A 23,727-nucleotide genomic window follows, 5' to 3' on the forward strand; every position below is an offset into this window, starting at 1 on the left:
TTATAAATGAGTTATTTAGATAATATTTTATTCGCAGTACTTCTTATAGCAGGTTTCGGTTTTTTTGCAGCGAGCGTAAAAAAAATCATCCGAAATATTAATCTGGGAGTCGATGTAGATCGAAAAGATAATCCTAAAGCTCGTTGGAAAAACATGGCATTGATTGCTCTTGGGCAGTCAAAAATGGTGAGACGCCCTGTTGCTGGAATCCTTCATATTATAGTATATGCAGGTTTCATTATCATTAATATCGAATTACTCGAAATCATCATTGATGGATTATTTGGAACGCACAGAATTTTTGCTCCTTATTTAGGAGTAGTGTATGATGTTCTAATTGCCTCTTTTGAAATATTAGCAATACTTGTAATTTTTTCTGTTACAGTTTTTTGGCTTAGAAGAAACTTTATCCGATTAAAACGTTTCATACATTCTGATTTAACAGGATTTCCAAAAAGTGATGCAAATTACATTTTGTATTTTGAAACGGTTTTAATGATTTTGTTCTTGTTGATGAATGCTTCAGATTATCATCTGCAAAATGTGCCTGGAGGATATTCTCATTTTCATAAAGCGGGAAGTTACCCAATAAGCCAATTTATAGCGCCGATTTTTAATGGAACTTCCAATGAAGTTGTGGGACTATTATTTGAAGTCTTTTGGTGGCTGCATATTGCTGGTATTTTAGTTTTCATGAACTATTTATACTTTTCAAAACATTTGCACATTCTTTTGGCATTCCCAAATACGTATTTTGCCAATTTAAAACCGGAAGGTCAATTTGATAATTTAGCTTCGGTTACTAAAGAAGTGAAATTAATGATGGATCCAAATGCAGATCCGTTTGCGGCTGCTCCAGCTGATGAAAATGCACATCCGGCTAAATTTGGTGCAAGTGATGTTCAGGATTTAAACTGGGTTCAGTTGTTGAATGCTTATACTTGTACAGAATGTGGACGTTGTACTTCTTCTTGTCCAGCAAATCAAACAGGTAAAAAATTGTCTCCTCGTAAAATTATGATGGACACAAGAGATCGTTTGACAGAAGTTGGTAAAAATATCGATGCTAATAAAGGTGTTTTTGTTCCAGACAACAAAACTTTACTAAACGATTATATCACACCAGAAGAATTGTGGGCTTGTACGTCTTGTAATGCTTGTGTTGAAGAATGTCCAGTAAATATCAGTCCGTTGTCTATTATTATGGATATGCGCCGTTATTTGGTTATGGAACAAAGTGCTGCGCCAATGTCATTAAATGCCATGATGACTAATATTGAAAACAATGGCGCGCCATGGCAGTATAGCCAGCAAGACCGTTTAAATTGGAAAAACGAGAATTAAGATTTATGGTTTAATCGGTTAGTTGTTTAACCGTTTAATCGATTTTAAAATAATATTTCGGGTTTTATAGAATTGTCTTTTTTCTTTGACAATTAAACAATTCATAGATTACCGATTAAACAAAAGTGAGAGAAATGTCAGAAAGTTTAGTAGTGCCAACAATGGCAGAAATGCTTGCCGAAGGAAAACAGCCAGAGGTTTTGTTTTGGGTAGGTTGCGCAGGAAGTTTTGATGATAGAGCAAAAAAAATTACTAAAGCGTTTGTACGAATTTTGAACCGTACGAATGTTTCTTTTGCGGTTTTAGGTACAGAAGAGAGTTGTACTGGCGATCCTGCAAAGAGAGCCGGAAATGAATTTTTGTTTCAAATGCAGGCCATGATGAATATCGAGGTTTTGAATGCTTATGAAGCAAAAAAAATTGTTACAGCTTGTCCGCACTGTTTTAATACTTTAAAAAATGAATATCCTGAATTAGGTGGAAACTATGAAGTTATTCATCATACAGAATTTTTGAAGTCATTAATTGATGATGGGAGATTGATTGTAGAAGGCGGGCAGTTTAAAGGGAAAAAAATTACTTTCCACGATCCTTGTTATTTAGGAAGAGCAAATAAAGTTTACGAAGCGCCAAGAGATTTAATTCAGAAATTAGACGTTGAATTAGTCGAAATGAAGCGTTCTAAAGCAAACGGATTATGCTGTGGAGCAGGAGGGGCGCAAATGTTTAAAGATGCTGAACCTGGAAACAAAGAAGTAAATGTGCTTCGTACAGAAGATGCTTTGGAAACTCAGCCTGATATTATCGCGGCAGGCTGTCCGTTTTGCAATACTATGTTGACAGACGGAATTAAAAATAAAGAAAAAGAAGGCCAAGTTAAAGTTCTGGACATCGCTGAATTAATTGCAAACGCACAGGATTTGTAATCTGAGGTTCTAAGTTACTAATGTGCTAAGGTTCTAAGTTTTTAACTTGAAACTTGAAACTTGAAACTTGAAACTTGGAATAAAAAAACAAAATAAACAAAATTTAAAAATGTATATACCTTTTGAAAATTTACCGGGTGAATCTAGAGTTTGGATTTACCAATCTAACAGAAAATTTTCTGAGGAAGAGTTTTCTGAAATAGAAGCAGATTTAAAAGCTTTTGTTGATCAGTGGGCTGCACATGGCACAAGTTTAGAAGCTTCTTATTTATTAAAATACAACCGATTTATTATATTGGCTGTAAATCAAGAAGTTCAAGCTGCTACAGGATGTTCTATAGATAGTTCTGTTGAGTTTATTCAAAGTTTAGAAAAAAAGTATGATGTTGATTTATTAGATAAAATGAATGTTACTTTTAAGCTTGGAGAGCATATTGCACACAAACCATTAATTGATTTCAAGAAAATGGTTAAAGATAAAGCGGTAACAGCAAATACAATTGTATTTAATAATTTGGTTACCAATATTGAAGAATTTAATGAAGCTTGGGAAGTTCCTGCAGCCGACAGCTGGCATAGCAGGTTTTTCTAAGAAAGATATTAAAATATTAAAGGCATAAAATTTATATTTTGTGCCTTTTTTTATGGTTTTAGATTTCAAGTTTCAAGTTTGAAACCTAATAGGTTTTTAAAACATGTTAGGGTTGTCTGAAAGATTGCAATTTTTAGAAATATTTATCAACTAGAATTAATCTAATTTTGTCAAAAATCTAACAATTTAAACGGTTAATTAGACGCTATTTTTGAGTATTTTCGTAGAATTAAATTTAATCCATGAAAATAGCAATAGTCTGTTATCCTACTTTTGGAGGTAGTGGTGTGGTAGCCACAGAGTTAGGTCTCGAATTAGCCAGAAGAGGACACGAAATACATTTTATTACATATAGTCAGCCAGTAAGATTGGCGCTTTTAAACCCTAATGTTCATTACCATGAGGTAAATGTTCCAGAATATCCTTTGTTTCACTATCAGCCGTACGAATTAGCGCTATCGAGCAAATTGGTTGATATGGTGAAATTGTACAAAATAGAGCTTCTGCATGTCCACTATGCTATTCCTCATGCTTATGCGGGTTATATGGCAAAGCAAATGCTGAAAAATGAAGGTATTAATCTTCCGATGATTACAACACTTCACGGAACAGATATTACGCTTGTCGGAAACCATCCTTTTTATAAACCTGCAGTAACGTTCAGTATCAATAAATCTGATTATGTGACTTCGGTTTCTCAGAGTTTGAAAGATGATACATTGAAATTGTTCAAGATTAAAAACAAAATAAAAGTTATTCCTAACTTTATTGAGTTGGACAAAGTAAAGAAAGATCCTAACGCACCTTGCCATCGTTATGTAATGGCTAATGAAAATGAGCGCATTATTACGCATATCAGTAACTTTAGAAAAGTAAAACGTATTCCAGACATCATTAAGATTTTCTACAATGTTCAGAAAGAAATTCCGGCTAAATTAATGATGGTTGGTGACGGACCTGAAAAAGAAAAAGCAGAAATATTATGTCAGGAATTAGGGATTTTAGATAAAGTAATTTTCTTTGGGAATAGTCATGAGATTGATAAAATCTTATGCATGACCGATTTGTTTTTACTGCCTTCGGAAACTGAAAGTTTTGGTTTGGCTGCCTTAGAAGCAATGGCATGTGGAGTTCCAGTAATTTCGAGTAATTCTGGTGGTCTGCCTGAAGTGAATTATGATGGTTTTTCTGGCTACTTGAGCAATGTTGGAAATGTTGAAGAAATGGCGCAAAATGCGTTGAAGATTTTAAAAGATGATGCTGTTTTAAGTCAATTTAAAGCAAACGCATTAGAAGTAGCAAGAAAATTTGATATTAAAAACATATTGCCTAAATATGAAGCTTTATATCAGAAAGCAGTTGATGATTATAAGTTGGAGAAACACTAATTTAAAAGGATAAAATGAAAAAAGTAATTTCTGTTTTAGCGGTTTTTGTTTTGATTTCGTGTGGAGTGAAGAAGGTTGAAAGTTCAAACGCATCGCTGTATGTGGTTTTGACAAAACAATCTGATGGCGGTGGAAATATTAAATTTTTTGAAATTTTAACCGAGCCAAATGAAATCAAAATGCTTGAAAACGATCCGAATTTAGCACATAAAATGAAAGATCCAGATGTTCAAGAGTATAATTACGTGATTCTTAACATGGGTGAGAAAAACACTAGCGGTTATACAATCGATGTTGAAAAGGTTGAAGAAACCGATAAAAACATCATTATAACAGTAAAAGAAAACAGTCCTGCAAAAGACGCCATGACTATGCAGGTGATTTCATATCCTTATACGGTTGTAAAAATCCATTCTAAGAAAGAAATTATTATTAAATAAAATTATATAAAGACTGGACTTCGACTCCGCTCAGCCTGACATTGATTGTTTTTAGGAAACGATTCCAAGGTTGTCAGGCCGAGCGGAGTCGAAGCCCTTTTTTAAATTTCTTTTGAAACCCATAAAAAAAGCCTGTCGCTTTTAAACGACAGGCTTCTTCTTACAATTATTTTTTAGTTTTATTTTAGAATCTAAATTTGACACCTAAACCAACGTCAAATCCAAAATTGTCATCGTCGTAATATCCAGAACCAATTTCTGGTCTTGCGTCTAATGATAAAGTAAGTGGCACTTCTTTAAATCTATATTCTATACCGATATCTCCAGCAGCAAAAACATATGTTCCGCTATCATTGTATCTGTAATTATTGTTGTAATAATCATGATCCCAAGCAGCTAGTCCTCCACCGACACCAGCATACCAGTTAAAACCTCCGTCGATGTTCCAAACCCATTGGTAAAGAGCGACTCCTTTTATTGCGTCTACATCTCTGCTGTTTCTCCATCCTAAATCAAATTCAAGTCTGTTTTTTTGATTCAATCCTAGTTGGTATGATATTTCTCCCCCAAATCCGTTATTGTCACCCAGACGTAATCCTAAAGCGTGTTTCGAAATTTCTTGTGATTGAGCCGTAAATGCTAAACCAAGAAGCATAATGGCAGATAATAGTATCTTTTTCATAAAAATGGTAAATTAATTTTTTTCAAATGTATTATTACAGTCAGATATAAAACGTATAACATTTTTGAAAATTGTTACATAATTTACATTTTTAAGATTTTGACGTGTTAAAATTCTTAAAAAACTGTTTCTTAGGTGTTTATTTTAGGATTATGGATGAAATTAACTGAGAAGTAATCAGGTCTTCCATTTCTAGAAGATTTTCTTCTTCTGCAAAATTGCTGGCCTTATAAGAATATAATTTCCATCGTTTTTTATGATATTCTAAAGCAGTTAAATTTTCTACCCAATCACCTGAATTTAAATATAAAGTAGAACCGTGTTTGTTTTCTTTCGTCATGATTTTTGGTTCATGAATGTGCCCGCAAATGACATAATCGTAGTTTTTTTCTATAGCCAGATCGGTTGCAGTGGTTTCAAAATCTGAGATAAATTTTACAGCTTTCTTAACGCTTGCTTTTATTTTTTTAGAAAAAGAATACGGTTCGCGTCCTAATTTTGCCAGACACCAGTTCGCAAAACGATTCATTAAAATTAAATAATCGTAACCCAGTCCGCCCAATTTTGCAATCCATTTGGAATGCTGAACAGACGCGTCAAAAACGTCTCCATGGAAAATCCAGGCTTTTTTATCATCTAATTCTAAAACCAATTTATCGACTAGAGCAAAATTTCCCATATTCATATCGCTGAATTTTCGAAGTATTTCATCGTGATTTCCAGTAATATAATACACTTTTGTTCCTTTAGAAGCCATTCCGATAATGCGCTGAATAACTCTCAAGTGTGCTTTTGGAAAATAAGATTTGCGAAACTGCCAAGCATCGATTATATCGCCGTTTAAAACTAAAGTTTTGGGTTTAATGCTTGAAAGATAATTGTTTAGTTCTTTTGCGTGACTTCCGTAAGTTCCTAAATGGACATCAGAAAGAATGACCAATTCGACATTTCTTTTTTTCAATTTTTCTTGATTTGAAGTTTTACAAATGAAAGAAAGTTTGTGAAATCTGACTTTATTAAAAGGTTATTAAAAAGAGGATAATTTTACCAAATTGTGATTTTTATTCCATTTAATGTTTCGTTAATAATACCAGTTTTAAATTTTTTAATTTAATTCATAAAACTTACATTTGCTCAAAACAAAACACAATGGCAGGAAACAGCTTCGGCACACTATATAAAGTTACTACATTTGGAGAATCTCACGGTGAAGCGTTAGGCGGAATTATCGACGGATGCCCTCCAGGAATCCAATTAGATTTTGAAGCAATTGAAGTAGATATGGCTCGCAGAAAGCCAGGTCAGTCAGCAATTGTTACACAAAGAAAAGAACCAGATAGCATTCAGTTCTTATCAGGAATATTTGAAGGAAAAACAACAGGAACTCCAATTGGTTTCATTATTCCAAATACCAATCAAAAATCAGACGATTACTCGCATATAAAAGATAACTACAGACCAAGCCACGCCGACTATGTTTACGATCAGAAATATGGTTTTCGCGATTATCGAGGTGGAGGTAGAAGTTCTGCTAGAGAAACAGCAAGTAGGGTAGTAGCGGGTGCAATTGCAAAACAAATGTTGCCTGAAATTAAGATTAATGCTTATGTTTCTTCTGTTGGACCAATTCATTTAGATACACCTTATCAGGAATTGGATTTTTCTAAAATTGAAAGCAATCCAGTGCGTTGTCCAGATGAGAAATCTGCAGCGATTATGGAAGAATATATTCGCGATATCCGCAAACAAGGAGATACTGTCGGAGGTGTTGTAACTTGTGTAATTCAGAATGTTCCGGTTGGTTTAGGAGAGCCAGTGTTTGATAAACTTCATGCAGAATTAGGAAAAGCAATGCTTTCTATTAATGCTGTAAAAGGTTTTGAATACGGAAGCGGTTTCTCTGGTTCTGAAATGAAGGGAAGTGAGCATAATGATTTATACAACCCAGACGGAACGACAAAAACAAATCTTTCAGGAGGAATTCAAGGCGGTATAAGCAACGGAATGGATATTTATTTCAGAGTGGCTTTTAAACCTGTTGCAACTATTATGCAGACTCAAGATTCTTTAGATAATAAAGGTAACATTACACCCATGACAGGAAAAGGACGTCATGATCCGTGTGTAGTGCCTCGCGCAGTGCCTATCGTAGAAGCGATGGCAGCAATTGTTTTGGCAGATTTCTATTTAATCAACAAAACATATTAATAAAAGGTAAGACAGTGAGGGTCTTATATTTTAATAATCAAAAAATAATTTAATGCAAGAAGTTACAGAAACTAAAAAAACATCATTTCTTTCGGGATTAACAGGGCAAATTATAATTGCAATGGTTCTAGGAGCCATTTTAGGAATTATATTGCACAATACCATTTCGCCAGAAGCAGCACAGGCATTTAGCAGTAAAATAAAAATGCTCGCAACCATCTTCATTCGTTTGGTGCAAATGATTATTTCCCCATTGGTTTTTACGACTTTGGTGGTTGGAATTGCAAAATTGGGAGATATCAAAACTGTGGGAAGAATTGGAGGAAAAGCTATTGGATGGTTTTTTACAGCTTCATTTATTTCGCTTCTAATTGGATTGTTTTATGTCAATATTTTACAGCCAGGTGTTGGTCTAAAATTAGATCACGTTGACATGGCAGCAGCTTCAGAAGTTACTGGTAAAACGCAAAATCTGTCTTTTGATAATTTCGTTGAGCATATAGTGCCAAAAAGTATTGTCGAAGCAATGGCAACTAATGAGATTCTACAGATTGTAGTTTTCTCAATCTTCTTCGGATTGGCAGCCGCTTCTCTTGGAGATACTGTTAAACCAATTATTGGTGCTTTCGATAAATTATCGCACATTGTTTTGAAAATGGTAAACTATGTAATGAAGTTTGCGCCAATTGGAGTTTTTGGAGCTATTGCAGGTGTGTTTGCTATACGAGATGCAGAAGAATTGGTGATTACTTACTTCAAATTTTTCGGTTCTTTCTTAATTGGAATCAGTACTTTATGGATTATTTTAATTGCCATAGGATATATTTTCCTTAAAGGAAGAATGACTGAATTGTTAAGACGCATTACTGGACCTTTGGCAATTGCTTTTGGAACAACAAGCAGTGAAGCTGTATTTCCAAAATTAACAGAAGAATTGGAAGGCTTTGGAGTGAAAGACAAAATTGTTTCTTTTATGTTGCCGCTTGGGTATTCGTTTAACCTAGACGGAAGTATGATGTATATGACTTTTGCAAGTATTTTTATTGCTCAATTCTACAATGTGCATTTAGATTTAGGAACGCAAATGGCAATGCTTTTAGTTTTAATGCTTACCAGTAAAGGTATTGCAGGTGTACCAAGAGCAAGCTTGGTTGTCGTTGCGGCAACTTGCGGTATGTTTGATATTCCAATTGAAGGAATCGCATTAATTCTTCCAATTGACCATTTCTGCGATATGTTTAGAAGTGCTACGAACGTGCTAGGAAATGCATTGGCTACTTCTGTTGTTGGGCAATGGGAGAGCAATAAAGAATAATAATAGTACTGAGATTTTAATTTTTTTATCTTAGTTATCGATATAATATTTGACAAGCTGTATTTTTTTATGAAATACAGCTTTTTTTTATTTTAAAGTGTATATTTGATCAAATTAGCCGATTAATGCCCCACAAACGGATTCTTTTTCTTTTATTTTTAATTCTGAATTGCTTTGCCAATTCGGCAATCGGGCAATCTAATTGTAACCTCGATCCTAAAATTGATAAGACTGTGAAGAAAGCGCTTTTGAATTTTAGAGAATCTAATTTTGAAAAATCACTTATCTATTCGAGAGCTGCTTTAAATGCGGCGACAGCAGTAAAAGATTATTGTCTCATTGCTCGTTCGTACAATATTATTGCTGCGAATTACAACGAGCTGACGGAGTTTGATAAAGCTATTTTTTTCTATAAAAAAGGGCTGTATTATGCCAATAAAACCAGCAATGATACTTTAAAATGCAATCTCTATAATAATTTAGGGAATATGTACTGCTTTGAAAAAAAGCAATTTGATGAAGGAATTCGGTACTATAAAAAAGCGGTAGCCTATGCTTTGAAGATTAATGATCTAAAAGAAGTTTATTTTACCAATGTAAATATCGCTTGGGCTTATTTTGATATAGGAAATTATAAACAGGGAAATCTTTTTTTAAAGTATGTTAACAGCACTAAAATAAAGTATAATGACGGTTCAACAGAAGTTATTGTTGATATGCTCAATGGTATTTATTCTAGCCATATAAATGATAATAAGGCCGCAAATGCTTATTTTTTAAGTGCTATTGAAACAGGAAAAAAATGTCAGGAGAAAACAGATCTGGCAAATGCTTATTTAGAATATTCGCATTTTTTAAATAAAATAAACAAGCACAAAGAAGCATATGATGCACTGGTTAACCATTATAAAGTTTCGGATAAGGTATATGATGTTAAGAAGCTTAAAAAGGCATCTCAGGCCGGTTTAAGTCTTGAATTGGATGAGTATAAGAGACAAATTGATAAAGTTGAAGGTGAAAAGGTAGAGCAGTCTCAAAGTTTAAGGAAATCAAAAATTATTGTGATTCTTTTTATTTTGATTTCTCTCATTCTTTTAATTTTAATTGTCACACTTATAAAGAATATCCGGTACAAGAAAAAACACAATTTGGAGCTTCTTAAAGCAAAAGAAATCGCAGAAGAAGCTTCTTTGCTCAAAACACAATTTATATCGACTATAAGCCACGAATTGCGTACGCCACTTTATGGTGTGGTCGGAATTACCAACATGCTTCTCGAAGAACATAAAGAAATTTCGAGAAGCCAGCATTTAAGTTCTCTAAAATTTTCTGCCAGATATTTATTGTCTCTAGTAAATGATATTTTGCAGATTAATAAAATTGAAGAAAACAAAATTGTACTTGAAAACCTGACTTTTAATATTTCAGACGAAATTACGGTAATCAAAAACTCTCTTTCTTTCCTTTCGCAGAAAAATAATAATAGAATTTCTACCAATATTGACTCAAATATTCCGGAATATTTGATTGGAGATAAACTTCGTCTTGCTCAGATTTTAATGAATTTGGTAAGTAATGCATTGAAATTTACTAAAGACGGACAAGTTGAAATTAACGTAAAGCTAAATAAAGTAGAAGGAAAGCTGTATTATTTAGATTTCTTAATTAAAGATAACGGAATCGGAATCGCAGTTGCAGATCAGAATAAGATTTTTGAAAAATTTGTCCAAGTTGGCAGACGAGATGAAGATTATCAAGGTACAGGTTTAGGGCTTAGTATTGTAAAAAGATTGCTAGGGCTTTTTGGAAGTACGATTACATTGGATAGTGATCTCGGCAAAGGAACTGCATTTTCGTTTACAATTGCATTCGAACATGATTTAGCGAAAACGAAAAGCATTATTGATGAAATTGAAGTTGATCTTACTTCAAGCGAAATTTATAAAATTTTAGTTGTCGAAGATAATTTGATCAATCAGCTTGTTACGAAAAAGATTATCGAAAAAAATAATTACTCCTGCAAAGTGGTTGACGATGGTTTTGCGGCGCTTAAAATTTTAGAAAACGAAACCTTTGATTTGATTTTGATGGATATCAATATGCCTTTAATGAACGGATTTGAAACTACAAAAAGGATACGTCTTCTCGGCATAGAAACTCCAATTGTGGCCTTAACTGCTTTCGATAAAGACGAGATTACAGATGAAGCGATTTCGTCTGGAATGAATGATATAATCATTAAACCTTTCGAACCAGTTAAATTATTTAAAATAATCAATTTCCTTATAAACGAAAAAAACGCTGTTTAATACCAGCGTTTTTTATTTTTCTTAGAGTTATTTGATTTTCTCGATTTATGAGCGCCTCCGCTTCTGTTTGAGTTTTTAGGTTTTTCCCCAGCTTCTGGACTTCCAGAATGCCATTGATACGGATGATCTGCAATTGTTTTTACGTCCACTTTGATTAATTTCTGAATATCTTTCCAATAAGGAAGCTCATCTTTTCCGCAGAAAGAAATCGCAATTCCACCATTACCGGCACGACCTGTACGGCCAATACGGTGAACGTAAGTTTCAGGAATATTCGGTAAATCAAAATTGATTACATATGGCAATTGTTCAATGTCAATTCCTCGCGCCGCAATATCCGTTGCAACCAATACGCCAACTTCTTTGTTTTTGAAAGCATCTAAAACACGTTGTCTAGCGTTTTGTGATTTATCTCCGTGAATGGCTTCTGCAGGAATATCTTTCTTACGAAGTGCTTTCACAACATTATCAGCCCCATGTTTTGTTCTCGAAAAAACAAGAACGTTCGATAAATTTTCCTCTTTAATCAAGCTGTATAATAAGTTTCTTTTTTCTGTTTTATCAACAAAATAAACACGCTGTTCTACATTTTCAGCTGTTGATGAAACGGGCGAAACTTCAACTTTTGCTGGATCTTGAAGAAACATTTCAGCAAGCTCACGAATCGCAATTGGCATTGTTGCAGAGAAAAGTAAAGTCTGTCTGTTTTTTGGAGTTAATTTAACGATCTTTTTCACATCGTTTATAAAACCCATATCCAGCATCTGATCGGCTTCATCCAGCACTAAAGTATGTAGATGATTCAAATCAAGAAAACCTTGTTTATGTAAGTCAAGCAGTCTCCCTGGAGTGGCTATTAGAATATCGACTCCTTTTTTTAAGGTTTCAACCTGTGGATTTTGCGAAACACCTCCAAAAATTGTTAATTGTGTTAGATTGGTATATTTGCCATAAGTGTCAAAACTTTCTCCAATTTGCACAGCAAGCTCACGAGTTGGCGTAACAACTAGCGCACGAATTTGCTTTGCTTTTTTTGATGAGCCAACAATTCGATGTAATTGATGTATGATTGGAATGGCAAATGCCGCCGTTTTTCCTGTTCCTGTCTGCGCACAGCCAATTAAATCTCTTCCAGATAAAACAACCGGAATAGATTGTTCCTGAATCGGAGTGGGATTTATATAGCCTTCTTCAAATACGGCTTTTTGTATACTTTTTGAAAGTGATAGATCTTCGAATAACATATCTTAGTGATTAACTATTTTAGCTTTAATTCTAAAATGCCGTGCAAAGATAGGTTTATTCGGTCAATCGTTTGTTTGAATTAGCTTTTATTTGGCAAAACCATTTTTTTTTGAATTTAGAACTTACTTTTAAATCAGTCTTTTTCGATATTGGCTTTAATGAAATCAGTCACTAAATAACCAATTAATTTGCCAATTAAATTATTGTTTGGAGAATTGTCTAAATCTGGTGCACCTTCGCAAATATGCAGATAAGTGGCGTTTTTATGTTCGCCGAAGAAAGAAACAAATTGTCTCAATTCTTCCACAGAAAAACCACTGATTGTCATAGCACTGCTGGCGATGTTTGGAATTGCATCAAGGTCGATTTCAATTCCAAAAGAATCATTTTTAATAAAATCCAAAGCTGTAATCATCTCACGATTAAAATCTTTTTCTTTTCTGATATTGACGCTGTCGTAAGTATTGTATCGAACGCGGTCTTCTAGTTTTTTTATAATATCTAGAACGCTTTTTGAAGTGTAATTTTCATGAAGCCCAAAAATGAAATATTTCTTTAAAAAACCTTCTTCATAAGCGTATGAAAATCCATTTCCGCTGTGACGGCCTTCTAAAATCCTAAAATCAGAATGTGCATCAAAATTAATTGCGTTTACTGGTTTTCCTTTCGCAAGAGCGGCGCCTTTAATATTTCCGTAAGCATTGTTATGGCCTCCGCCAATAATTATTGGAGTTTTTCCGGCTTTGATAATAGTAAAAATGATATGAGAAACTTCTTTGTCTATTTTTTCAACTAGCTGACTTAATTTTGAACGATCATCTATATCATTAAAATCAAGGTTTTCTACTTCGCGCATTTCATTTGCAACGTTGATTTGCCCTAAAACAATAATATTGCTTCCTTTACAAAACCTATTATGCTGAATGTTTGCAATGCTTTTTATGGCACATTGCCATGCCGAGGCTGCCCCAGGTCTTCCGTAATTGGCGCGCACGCCAATATCTTCAGGAATTCCTAAAAGAACATATTTTGCTTCACTTTCTTTGAGAAAAGTAACTTTGTCAGCTCCTGGCGGAATGACAATCATCTTTTCTCCGAACTTTAATTCACCACTTCTATGATTTGTGACTTTTGCTAAATCATTTATAGTGAAAGGGATTAATTTTTCCATGAAAAAAATTTATTTTCCAAAAATAATATAATTGTAGAAACTTACGTTATTACCTTATATTAATTCTTAAATTTGTTATTAAAGAAAATTATTTAAATATGGAAAACCCAAAGAACAACAATTCAAGTCTAAAGGCGGTAATCGCAGTTTTAGCAGTCCTACTGATCGGTAGTTTAGTGTATATTTTTAAATTATCTTCTGATACAGAAGTAGTTAAAACGGAGCTTACAACAACTTTGACAGAAAAAGAATCTGTAATGAAAGATTTACAGGAGTTAAAAGCGACTTATGATGCTGCAATTGCTGAAAATACTTCGATGTCTGACGAATTGATCCAAGAAAGAGACAAAGTAGTGGCTTTAATGGATGATTTGAACAAGTCTAAAGGAGATGTTTCTAAATACAGATCTCAAGTTCAAGCAATGCAAAGCAAAATGAAAACTTTAGTTGCTGAAAACGATGAGTTGAAAAAACAAAATGGTGTTTTAACTACTCAAAGAGATAGTACTATTGTAGTTTTAGGAGAATCTAAAAAATATAATGAAGTATTAGTGGGTCAAAACGAAGAACTAGCTAAAACTGTTGAAAAAGGTTCTAAATTATCTGTATTGAATACTAAAACTTCAGCTTACAAATTGAAAAGCTCAGGTAAACAAATTGAAACAGATAAAGCAAGCCGTGCTGACGTTTTAAAAGTTAGTTTTACAATTGCTGAAAACCAAATTGCTAAATCTGGTGACAAAACGTATTATGTTCAAGTTATTGATGCTAAAAACAATGTTTTAGGCGAGAAAAAAACAGAAAGTTTTGGAGATAACTCTTTAACTTACAGCTTTAAGACTACAGTAAAGTATGAAAATAAAACTGTACAAGTTAGCGAAGATCTTCCAGGAAAAGATTTTGCAAAAGGAACTTATTTTATCAATATTTTTGATAATGATGAGTTAGTTTCTAAAACTAGTTTCAGTTTAAGATAATTCGCAGAAGGGAATAAAATACCACTAAGATATTAAAGGTCTGTGATTTCACAGACCTTTTTTTATGTATGAAATTTGAATTTTATTGTTGTTTGAAAAACGATACGTTATCCGTTGTTGAAACCACTGGCAATATTTAAATCGTTGAAATGATTATTCTAAAATTTTTCCTTCTACAAAAACAGATTCAATAAGATTGCTTCCAAAAGCGTAAGGAATTTGATAGTAAGAGGAAATTGGTTTTGTCAGGATTAAATTGGCTTTTTTGCCTTTTGTAATACTTCCGTGAGTTTCAGAGAGTCCCATGGCATATGCGCCGTTTATTGTTGCGGCATTGATGGCTTCTTCTGGTGTCATTTTCATTTTGATGCAGGCCGTTGCTACAACAAAATTCATATTTCCTGATGGAGTAGAACCAGGATTAAAATCTGTAGCCAATGCTAAAGGCAAGCCCGCTTTAATCATTTCGCGTGCTGGCGTATATGGAATGCTTAAAAAGTAAGAACACGAAGGTAAAGCTACAGGCATTGTTTCTGTTCCTTTTAAAGCTTCAATATCTTCTGGATTCATAATTTCTAAATGATCGACAGAAAGTGCATTAAATTTAACTCCAGCCTGAATTCCGCCAATAGAGTTGAATTGGTTTACGTGAATTTTTGGTTTTAAGCCAAAGGCCAAACCTGCTTCCATAATTTTTTCGGTTTCTTCTACTGAGAAATAACCGCTTTCGCAGAAAACATCTACATAATCTGCTAATTTATTTTTAGAGATTTCGGGAAGCATCTCGTTTATAATTTCGTCCAAATAACCTGCTTTATCGTCTTTGTAGTGTAAAGGAAATGCATGTGCGCCTAGAAATGTAGCTTTTATGGCAATAGGATAGTTTTCAGCGAGTTTTTTAATTACTCGAAGCATTTTTAATTCTCCGTCAACTGTCAATCCGTAACCAGATTTAATTTCTACAGCTCCAGTTCCTAAATGCATTACTTCTTCTAAACGAATTTTAGACTGTTCATAAATCTCTTCTTCGGAAGTTTCGTTTAGCTTTTTGGCTGAATTTAAAATTCCGCCGCCGCGATTGGCGATTTCTTCATAAGAAAGTCCATTAATGCGATCTACAAATTCCTGCTCACGATTTCCTGCGTAAACAATATGAGTATGGCTGTCACACCAAGATGGGAGCACAACTCTTCCTGTTGCATCTATTGTTTTGTCGGCATTTATTTTTGGAAGATTATCCATTGAGCCGAAATCTTTAATGAGATTGTCTTTTAAGACTAAAAAAGCATTTTTAATTGTTGGAAGATTAGCCATTTCAGAACCTGAAACTTTAGCAATAGAAGTTTCGCGAACCTGAAGTAACTCTTGTATGTTTGTAATTAAAGTGATCATTAATATGAATTGTTATAAAACACAAATTTCACAAATTTCCACGGATTAATGTGTGAAAACTTGTGAAATTCGTAAAATTGTTTTTTCTCTAAAGATTATTCAGAAACTGTTATTTCAAATATTTTATCCCAATATTTACCAGTAACAAAAATGGTTTTAGTTGCAGGGTTGTAGGCTATACCGTTTAGAACTTCAGCATTTTTGCTTTTTACAAATTTACGTAGTTCAGATAAATTGATAATTCCTTCAACTGCACCAGATTTTGGATCTACAACAGCAATGGCGTCTTTTTGCCAAACATTAGCATAAAATTTTCCATTGATCAATTCTAGTTCATTTAATGCTTTAATTTTTGAACTGCCAGAATAAACATTAATGTAATCAATTAGTTTTTGATTAGAAGGATCCATTTTCCAGATTTTCTCTGTTCCATCAGAATGATAAATGTATTTGTCATCATGTGTCATTCCCCAACCTTCAATATCTTTATCGTATTTGAATGTTTTTTCTAGTTTGAAAGTTTTAGCATCATAAATAAACCCGGTTTTTTCCTGCCATGAAAGCTGATATAATTTCCCATTGAAGAAAGTAATTCCTTCTCCAAAATATTCTTTCGGAAGATTAACTTGTTTGATTACTTTTCCGTTTTTATAATCTACCTCTCTGAAGTATGAATCTTCTTTTTGTCCTGTACTTTCAAAAAGTCTTCCGTCATGAAATTCTAAACCTTCAGTAAAAGCTGTTGTATCATGTGGAAAAGTGTTTACAATTTTATAGTTTAATAATTTAGGTTCGATGTCAGATACAACTTCAATTCTTTTAGTTGCATCAGAAGAATCTCCACCAAAATATACAGAAGCTTTTAGATATTGGTAGCCTAATTTTTGATCTTTTAATTCAAATTTAAATTTTTCGGCACCTTTTGTACCTCCAACTCTTTTATCATTTATAAAGTAAGCAATGCTGTCGATTTCTTTCGAATTTGGGTTTAAAACTCCGATTGAAAGCGATTCTTTTTGTGTAAAATGGGCTGGAAAAGCAGAATCATCGATAGTAAATAAAGAATTTTCACCTTTATTTTTTTCTTTACATCCAATTAATGTGATTCCTAATAAAATGACAGCTAGGAAGTTATATTTTTTCATAGTTTAAAATTTCAATATGCCAATATACGACGTTATTTTTATAGCAACAAAGGTCTTGCAAAAATATAAAAAGGTTGTATATTTGCACCGGCAAGTCCTACACGACCAGCTCCTGCAGACTCCCCCAGGATGGGAACATAGCAAGGGTACGTGGTTGAGCGGTGCGATGTAGGTCGCTTGCCATTTTTTTTAGAATTTAATTAGTTTGTAATCTTCCTTTATGGAGGATTTTTTTATTTTTACCCAATCTTAAGTTAGACGTTATTTGGTTAAAAGTAAAGATTGAACATATTATATAGCGTTCAAAATAATACCATCTCCAAAAATCATAACTCATAATCCATAATTTATAACTAAAAAATGAGCAAAGTCGTTTTAATTACCGGAGGATCATCAGGAATTGGAAAATCTATTGGTGAATTTTTACATCAGAAAGGTTTCGTTGTTTACGGAACGAGCAGAAATCCTGAGAAAGTTCTAAATTCTATTTTTCCTTTGGTTGCATTAGATGTTCGAAATTCTGATTCTATTAAAAATGCTGTAAACCGAATTATTGAAACCTCAGGAAGATTAGACATTGTAATCAATAATGCTGGAGTTGGAATTACTGGGCCATTAGAAGAAATTCCTACGGAAGAAATTCGAAATAATTTTGAAACGAACTTTTTCGGACCGATTGAAGTTATGAAAGCTGCGCTTCCGCAGATGCGTAAGCAGAATTCGGGACTTATAATAAATATTACTTCAATTGCTGGTTACATGGGACTTCCGTACAGAAGCGTTTATTCGGCTTCAAAAGGAGCTTTAGAGTTGATTACTGAAGCCTTGAGAATGGAAGTGAAGTCTTTTGGAATTGAAATTACCAACGTTGCTCCTGGAGATTTTGCTACAAATATTGCAGCAGGACGTTATCATGCACCAGTTATAAAAGATTCGGCTTACGAAAAGGTTTATGGAGAAGTTCTGGCAACTATGAATGATCATGTTGAAGCGGGAAGTAATCCAAATGAAATGGCAGAAGCGGTTTACAAAATCATTCAGACCAAAAAACCGAATGTACACTATAAAGTTGGTGCATTTATGCAAAAGTTTTCGATTGTATTAAAACGTGCTCTTCCGGATAAAATGTACGAGAAGATGCTTATGAATCATTATAAATTATAAAATTATGTATCGATTTTCTGAGGTTTTGATTAGTATCATTCCAACTTTATTTTTGTTTTTAGTTTTTGGTGCTATTTGGTTTGTAGTTCGTAAAGTCTTTAGGGCTTTAAGTGATAAGATAAATAATTCTGAAAATTATAAAGAAGATACTTTAAGAGTTCTGGAAGAAATTAGGGACGAATTGAAAGAATTAAACAGAAATAAATAATTTACTCTTTGTAATTATTTTGTGAATTTTGATAGAATTTACAAATTGATCTCGTTTTTGAAATTGTTATTGGTATTGATTTCGTAATTTTGCACCTGCGTTTGCGTGAGGGATAGGAGCAGTCCGCGGCGGCGGAGCAGATTATCCCGACCAGATTTGAGAAAGGCTCTTATAAACGTTCTGATGAGTGCGCCTTTTGCAAATATGGTCACGCCCAGAATAATTCAACACAATTTAAATAATATAAATTATGAAATTTTTTATTGACACAGCTAATTTAGCTCAAATTAAAGAAGCACAGGCTTTAGGTGTTTTGGATGGTGTGACGACTAATCCGTCATTAATGGCAAAAGAAGGAATCACTGGAAAAAACAATATCCTTAAGCATTATGTTGACATTTGCAACCTTGTTGATGGTGATGTAAGTGCTGAAGTTAACGCCCTTGACTTTGAAGGTATGGTTAAGGAAGGCGAGGAGCTAGCTGAATTGCATGAGCAAATCGTTGTAAAACTTCCTATGACTAAGGAAGGTGTTATGGCAGCTAAATATTTTTCTGATAAAGGAATTAAAACTAACGTAACTCTTGTTTTCTCTGTAGGACAAGCTATTTTGGCAGCAAAAGCTGGAGCAACATATGTTTCTCCGTTTGTTGGTCGTTTAGATGATATTTCTACTGACGGATTGAATTTGATTCAAGAAATTAGAGAGGTTTATGATAACTATGGTTACGAAACTCAAATTTTAGCAGCTTCTGTGCGTCACACAATGCATATTGTAAACTGTGCAAAAATTGGTGCTGATGTGATGACTGGACCTCTTTCTGCAATTTACGGTTTATTGAAACACCCATTGACAGATATCGGTTTAGCTCAGTTTGTAGCTGATTTTGAAAAAGGAAACAAATAATCCTTAGATATTTACAAAATTAAAATCGTCTTTTTTCTAACGAGAAAAGGCGATTTTTTTTACTTTTATGTTGAATCTTAAATAGTTAAATATGAAAGTTATCTTATTTATGTTGTCTTTTTTGCAGCGAGTTTTTCAATAAACGCCCAAGCCGCTAAAGTTATTACTTCGGTAAATGAGGCTGGAGATGTTGCTACTTATGAGTTGGATTGCTCTGTAAAATTTCAAACACTTGCAAAAGGTCTTCGTTATAATATTACGAGACATGAGTTTAAAGGTCCGGAATTGAAAAACTCTTATCGTCTTTTATTGGTAATGGATGGGTTTTATTCGAAAACATTAAATAGTGAAATGACAATCTCGGCAGTTTTAAGCGATGGCACAAAAATAGAAGCTAGAAAAACGATAGAAGATGATGGTTTCTTTGATGGAGCTTGCACCTTAAAAATAAAAGATCCGAAAGCGCTTTTAAATGCCGATATTGATAAGATAATCGTTCATGCAGACAAAGATGTCGTTTATCCTTTATCGGCTCAGAATAAAGCTATTTTTAAGAAGAATTTGAGTAATATCATTAATGCGAAGTAAAAGAGGCTAAGTTTCTGAAATGCTGAGATTCTAAGTTTTTTCTTTTTTTGAAATAAAAAAAAATCCAAATTCCGATTAGTAAAATTGGAATTTGGATTTTTTATATATTGGATTTTTTTTAATTCTTAGTGTCCTCCGCCAGCACTTTCGATGTGGCTGATTCCTTGTTTTTTCAAGATTTTAGGGCAATAGAAACCATAGAATCCTAAATAAGCAAAACCGATAAGCGGTACGATGTATGAGAAATGTGTATATGTGATTCCAAAAATTCCATTTGGATTTGTAGCATCTAAATCACAGATGCTTCCTTGTAATAATGGAATTACTCCACCACCAAGAATCATCATAATTAAGAAAGAAGATGCTTTTCCTGTGTTTTTTCCTAATCCTGCAATCGCTAAATCGAAGATTGAAGGCCACATGATAGATAAGAACAATCCTCCAGAAATAAAGAAGAATTTAGCAATTTCTGGGTCTGGCCAAGCCAATCCTAAAACCATCATCGTTAATCCCGAAATTCCGAAAAGCATTAATGTTTTTCCAGCGTTTTTACCACCAACAAAACTTACAGCAATAAATAGTAAAATCCAGATTGGGTAGATGTAGAATGAAGAAACATCGTGAGCAGCAAAGATATTTGCTCCGATAATTACTCCAAATGCAGCAGCAGGCACAATAAATTTAAGAGCTGTATTTACTAAGTTAGAAGTATTGAAAACATTTACTCCACCATTCCAACGGCCAATCATTAAGCTTCCCCAGTAAAGCGCAATAAATGGTGCAACTGCATCTTCTAATATATTTCCGAATTCGTGTGTGTGCAATAAAGCAGGCAAGTTACTGATGATAGTTACCTCAGTTCCAACATAAATAAAAATTCCTAACATCCCCAAGTATAATTGCGGATAGTCAAGAATGTTAAAACTGCTGTGTTTGTCTTTGATGATTGCTTCTTCCTCTTTTATAGGATCTTCAATTTTAGAAAAGTTCATAAATACCGCAACAGCAATAAATGCAAGACCTAAAATGATGAATGGCAATTTAATATCTTCTAATGAAAGCGCTGTTTTTTTGTTGTCTCCCATTCCGAATAAAGCGATACCTAACAAGATAGCTCCGATTGTTGTTCCAAAAGAGTTGATTCCTCCTGCAAGCGTTAAACGGTGCGCTCCAGTTTCTGGACTTCCCATTTTAATGGCTAAAGGATTTGCTACAATTTGCTGAATTGAAAATCCTAATCCTACTGTAAATAAAGCTGTTAAGAAGAAAGGGAAACTTTGAATTGTAGCCGCTGGGACGAATAAAAACGAACCTACAGCTGATAAAACTAATCCTGCTGACAGGGTTCTTTTGTACCCGTATTTTTGTAAAACGTCTACTTTTAAAGAAACGATAAAGAATATGATTGATCCAACAAAATAAGCAGCATAGAAAGCCCAAGCTACTAATTGAGATTGTACTTGCGATAACGTAAATACTTTTTTGAATACTGGAATCAGGATGTCATTGGCTGAACCAACAAAACCCCAAAAGAAGAAGACGATTATCAAAGAGATAAATTGCCCCCATTTGGTTTGCACATTTTCTGAACTCATAATAATAAGGTTAATTTTTTATTTTATTGTTTTTTGAAGACCGTAAATATATTTGTTAGGATTATCAAAAAAAAATAAAAAGGTATAAATAATGTTAAATTTAAACCAACGACTGTGTTTTTTCAACAAAGTGTTAATTTTAACCCACTTAGAAAATGTAATTCGTAATTATATTTTATTCCAATATCTTGTTTTTAACCTCTTTACTGTAGTTTCTGCCTATCGGAATGTTGTAAGATTGAATTTGAACGCGGTTTCCTTCTATAGATTTTACCTTATTTAGAGCAATTACATAAGATTTATGTATTCTAAGGAAGCGATCTTGAGGTAATTCTTCTGAGAGCGATGTAAGAGATTTATGTGTAATATAAGTTTTGTCTGGCGTGACAACTTTTATATATTCTTTCATTCCTTCAACAAATAGAATTTCTTCAATATTAATCTTCATCATTTTTTTATCGACTTTGATAAAAATATGAGAATCGCCTTTTGCGGTTTCGACCTTAATATTGTTTTTGAGATTGTATTCGGTGGTTATTTTATTGATGCATTTTATAAATCTTGGCAGCGGAATGGGCTTGACCAAATAATCTAGAACATCCAAATCATAACTTTCGGCAGCAAATTCTCTAAAAGCAGTGGTAATGATAACTTTAGTTTTATTTTCGATGAGGCTGATAAGTTCAAAACCAGTCATCATGGGCATGTTAATATCTAAAAAGACGGCATCGACAGTAGTGCTATTAATAAAATCGAGCGCTTCCAGAGAGTTAGTGAATGTTGCTATAACTTCAAAGTCTGTAAAATTGGTAAAATAATTTTCCAGGACTTTAATAGCTAAAGGCTCATCATCAATTAACACGCATTTAATCTTCATTCTGAGTAGGTATTTGTAATCGGATTATGTAGAAATTTAGTTTAGTGCTATGCTTCAGGCTAAAATTGTTTTTGTAAATCAGTTTCAGTCTTTTTTTTGTATTAACTAAACCAATTCCTCTTTTTGGATTATGATTTTGTGAAAGTACAAAATTATTTAAGATTTCAAAATCGAGCGTTTTGTTTTCGATGACTCTGCAATTGATTTTTATTTTTAAGTTTTTGTTGTTTAGACCGCCATGCTTGAATGCATTTTCTACCAATGAAATAAAAATTAGAGGAGGTACAACTACGTCATCTATGTTTGATTCTAAATTTATGGTCACTTCAACATTTTCAAAGCGAAGCTTTTCTATTTCGATATAATTCTGGATATAATCGATTTCCTTTATTAACGGAACGAATTTAGTTCCCTTTACATCATATAAAACATATTCCATCAAATTGGAAAGTTTTATGATTACATCAGGAACTTTTTTGGATGATTCTAATGATAATGCGTATAAGTTGTTTAATGTATTAAAGAAAAAATGTGGCTGAATTTGATTTTCGAGGTATTTAAGTTTAATCTTAAATTGGTTTTCTCTAAGCGATCTGTTTCTTTCTCTTTCTCGTAACCATGTCAGCGTCAGATAAACTGATGATGCCATTGCTAGTACATACAACTCTCCAATGCAAACGGCAACGATATGATTAATTTCAAAAGGATGATATTCTCGATTTGCTTCTGGCCAGATGTTTTCAGATATAATGTAGTAAGTAAGCGCAGTTTTAGCCAAATAAATTCCAAATAGACTCAGAAGCAATAAAAATGTATACATAATATATTTTTGCTTCAATACATACTTCGGAACCAAAACAAATAAATTCAGATATACTAAAGGTATAACCAGAGAAAATTCGATTAAGTTTGATTTGAAAGCATAAGGATAATCATTAAAGTAAGCGCCCCATCTTAAAAAGTTTAAAGTAAAGTATACTCCCCAAAACCAGATATGATTTTGCAGTTTAATATCAAATTTAACTTTTCGAATTTCTTTCAACTGGCTTTAAGTTCTTTACGGTTTTTTTGGTTTTTCTTAACAATATTGAAATATTGTGCAACTTTAAACAATTAACTGCAAAGAGCCAATTTTTTTGAATAAAATTTCGCAAAAAAAGGATATTGGTGCTTAATTTTTGTATTAGAACGTTTTCGTAAAGCGTATTATTGAATGATTTATGTCGTTCGTTTAAATTTTATTGCTGTTGGTTT

Annotated in this window: 22 protein-coding genes and 1 other RNA gene; 14 read left to right on the forward strand and 9 right to left on the reverse strand. The window is 33.3% G+C overall.

The genetic code is table 11. From position 1 onward, the window contains the following. Nucleotides 1–6: 6 nt before the first annotated feature. The 5 genes from BB050_RS14840 (at nt 7) to BB050_RS14860 (ending at nt 4,690) form a co-directional block, all read left to right on the forward strand. Nucleotides 7–1,344, forward strand: coding sequence for a 4Fe-4S dicluster domain-containing protein (locus BB050_RS14840; RefSeq protein ID WP_066034079.1), 1,338 nt, complete (start codon nt 7–9; stop codon nt 1,342–1,344). Between the two features lie 134 nt (nt 1,345–1,478). Next, complete coding sequence (locus BB050_RS14845; protein WP_066034080.1) at nt 1,479–2,270, forward strand: (Fe-S)-binding protein; 792 nt, start codon at nt 1,479–1,481, stop codon at nt 2,268–2,270. Between the two features lie 109 nt (nt 2,271–2,379). Then, nucleotides 2,380–2,862 carry an ABC transporter ATPase gene (locus tag BB050_RS14850; RefSeq protein ID WP_066035183.1) on the forward strand — a complete coding sequence of 161 codons (483 nt, stop codon included), beginning with the start codon at nt 2,380–2,382 and terminating at the stop codon, nt 2,860–2,862. A 242-nt stretch (nt 2,863–3,104) separates the two neighbouring features. Next, complete coding sequence (gene bshA / locus BB050_RS14855; RefSeq protein ID WP_008468834.1) at nt 3,105–4,250, forward strand: N-acetyl-alpha-D-glucosaminyl L-malate synthase BshA; 1,146 nt, start codon at nt 3,105–3,107, stop codon at nt 4,248–4,250. Nucleotides 4,251–4,264: 14 nt separating this feature from the next. Next, the gene (locus BB050_RS14860; protein ID WP_066034081.1) at nt 4,265–4,690 is read left to right on the forward strand and encodes a protease complex subunit PrcB family protein; all 426 of its coding nucleotides are present in this window, start codon (nt 4,265–4,267) and stop codon (nt 4,688–4,690) included. A 184-nt stretch (nt 4,691–4,874) separates the two neighbouring features. Here BB050_RS14860 and BB050_RS14865 read toward each other — a convergent pair whose 3' ends face one another. Both BB050_RS14865 and BB050_RS14870 read right to left on the reverse strand, forming a co-directional pair. Next, the gene (locus tag BB050_RS14865; RefSeq protein ID WP_008468837.1) at nt 4,875–5,372 is read right to left on the reverse strand and encodes a hypothetical protein; all 498 of its coding nucleotides are present in this window, start codon (nt 5,370–5,372) and stop codon (nt 4,875–4,877) included. A 139-nt stretch (nt 5,373–5,511) separates the two neighbouring features. Continuing rightward, nucleotides 5,512–6,333 (reverse strand): UDP-2,3-diacylglucosamine diphosphatase, encoded by an 822-nt coding sequence (locus BB050_RS14870; protein WP_008468838.1) that lies wholly within the window; start codon nt 6,331–6,333, stop codon nt 5,512–5,514. Between the two features lie 188 nt (nt 6,334–6,521). On the opposite strand from BB050_RS14870, the gene aroC reads away from it, so the two are divergent. The 3 genes from aroC (at nt 6,522) to BB050_RS14885 (ending at nt 11,204) form a co-directional block, all read left to right on the forward strand. Beyond that, a complete protein-coding gene (aroC, locus tag BB050_RS14875; protein WP_066034082.1) occupies nt 6,522–7,580 on the forward strand; it encodes a chorismate synthase in 1,059 nt (352 codons plus the stop codon). Between the two features lie 52 nt (nt 7,581–7,632). Continuing rightward, on the forward strand, nt 7,633–8,895 hold the full coding sequence (locus BB050_RS14880) for a dicarboxylate/amino acid:cation symporter (protein ID WP_008468840.1): 1,263 nt from the start codon (nt 7,633–7,635) through the stop codon (nt 8,893–8,895). Between the two features lie 233 nt (nt 8,896–9,128). Continuing rightward, the gene (locus tag BB050_RS14885) at nt 9,129–11,204 is read left to right on the forward strand and encodes a response regulator (protein WP_236940336.1); all 2,076 of its coding nucleotides are present in this window, start codon (nt 9,129–9,131) and stop codon (nt 11,202–11,204) included. Here the strand turns inward: BB050_RS14885 and BB050_RS14890 are convergent. Together BB050_RS14890 and BB050_RS14895 are read right to left on the reverse strand one after the other, a co-directional pair. Continuing rightward, the gene (locus tag BB050_RS14890) at nt 11,201–12,448 is read right to left on the reverse strand and encodes a DEAD/DEAH box helicase (RefSeq protein ID WP_066034083.1); all 1,248 of its coding nucleotides are present in this window, start codon (nt 12,446–12,448) and stop codon (nt 11,201–11,203) included. The two genes, BB050_RS14885 and BB050_RS14890, sit on opposite strands and share 4 nt — an antisense overlap. Before the next feature lie 134 nt (nt 12,449–12,582). Then, nucleotides 12,583–13,620: a formimidoylglutamase gene (locus tag BB050_RS14895; protein ID WP_008468843.1), complete on the reverse strand. Its 1,038-nt coding sequence runs from the start codon at nt 13,618–13,620 to the stop codon at nt 12,583–12,585. A gap of 98 nt (nt 13,621–13,718) precedes the next feature. Here BB050_RS14895 and BB050_RS14900 point away from each other — a divergent pair, with 98 nt between their 5' ends. Continuing rightward, nucleotides 13,719–14,597, forward strand: coding sequence for a hypothetical protein (locus tag BB050_RS14900; RefSeq protein WP_008468844.1), 879 nt, complete (start codon nt 13,719–13,721; stop codon nt 14,595–14,597). A 153-nt stretch (nt 14,598–14,750) separates the two neighbouring features. On the opposite strand, the gene hutI is transcribed toward BB050_RS14900, so the two are convergent. Both hutI and BB050_RS14910 read right to left on the reverse strand, forming a co-directional pair. Continuing rightward, nucleotides 14,751–15,989: an imidazolonepropionase gene (gene hutI / locus BB050_RS14905; RefSeq protein ID WP_066034084.1), complete on the reverse strand. Its 1,239-nt coding sequence runs from the start codon at nt 15,987–15,989 to the stop codon at nt 14,751–14,753. 95 nt (nt 15,990–16,084) lie between these two features. Next, nucleotides 16,085–17,134 (reverse strand): glutaminyl-peptide cyclotransferase, encoded by a 1,050-nt coding sequence (locus tag BB050_RS14910; protein WP_066034085.1) that lies wholly within the window; start codon nt 17,132–17,134, stop codon nt 16,085–16,087. A gap of 88 nt (nt 17,135–17,222) precedes the next feature. On the opposite strand from BB050_RS14910, the gene ffs reads away from it, so the two are divergent. The 5 genes from ffs to BB050_RS22080 all read left to right on the forward strand — a co-directional run bounded on the left by ffs (nt 17,223) and on the right by BB050_RS22080 (nt 20,001). Next, nucleotides 17,223–17,320, forward strand: an RNA gene (gene ffs, locus BB050_RS14915) — signal recognition particle sRNA small type. Nucleotides 17,321–17,494: 174 nt separating this feature from the next. After that, complete coding sequence (locus tag BB050_RS14920) at nt 17,495–18,298, forward strand: SDR family oxidoreductase (RefSeq protein ID WP_066034086.1); 804 nt, start codon at nt 17,495–17,497, stop codon at nt 18,296–18,298. 4 nt (nt 18,299–18,302) lie between these two features. Continuing rightward, the gene (locus tag BB050_RS14925; RefSeq protein ID WP_066034087.1) at nt 18,303–18,506 is read left to right on the forward strand and encodes a hypothetical protein; all 204 of its coding nucleotides are present in this window, start codon (nt 18,303–18,305) and stop codon (nt 18,504–18,506) included. A 250-nt stretch (nt 18,507–18,756) separates the two neighbouring features. Next, nucleotides 18,757–19,413: a fructose-6-phosphate aldolase gene (gene fsa, locus BB050_RS14930; RefSeq protein WP_066034088.1), complete on the forward strand. Its 657-nt coding sequence runs from the start codon at nt 18,757–18,759 to the stop codon at nt 19,411–19,413. A gap of 285 nt (nt 19,414–19,698) precedes the next feature. Continuing rightward, nucleotides 19,699–20,001 (forward strand): hypothetical protein, encoded by a 303-nt coding sequence (locus tag BB050_RS22080; protein ID WP_236940337.1) that lies wholly within the window; start codon nt 19,699–19,701, stop codon nt 19,999–20,001. Nucleotides 20,002–20,126: 125 nt separating this feature from the next. Here the strand turns inward: BB050_RS22080 and BB050_RS14940 are convergent, their stop codons facing one another. The 3 genes from BB050_RS14940 to BB050_RS14950 all read right to left on the reverse strand — a co-directional run bounded on the left by BB050_RS14940 (nt 20,127) and on the right by BB050_RS14950 (nt 23,515). Continuing rightward, complete coding sequence (locus BB050_RS14940) at nt 20,127–21,596, reverse strand: MFS transporter (RefSeq protein ID WP_066034090.1); 1,470 nt, start codon at nt 21,594–21,596, stop codon at nt 20,127–20,129. 175 nt (nt 21,597–21,771) lie between these two features. After that, nucleotides 21,772–22,473, reverse strand: a complete 702-nt coding sequence (locus BB050_RS14945) for a LytR/AlgR family response regulator transcription factor (RefSeq protein WP_008468851.1) — start codon at nt 22,471–22,473, stop codon at nt 21,772–21,774. Continuing rightward, nucleotides 22,463–23,515, reverse strand: a complete 1,053-nt coding sequence (locus BB050_RS14950; protein ID WP_008468852.1) for a sensor histidine kinase — start codon at nt 23,513–23,515, stop codon at nt 22,463–22,465. The genes BB050_RS14945 and BB050_RS14950 overlap by 11 nt, the downstream gene beginning before the upstream one ends. Nucleotides 23,516–23,727: the final 212 nt, after the last annotated feature.

The sequence above is a fragment of the Flavobacterium anhuiense genome (assembly GCF_001705175.1).
GTDB classification, from domain to species: Bacteria; Bacteroidota; Bacteroidia; order Flavobacteriales; family Flavobacteriaceae; genus Flavobacterium; species Flavobacterium anhuiense.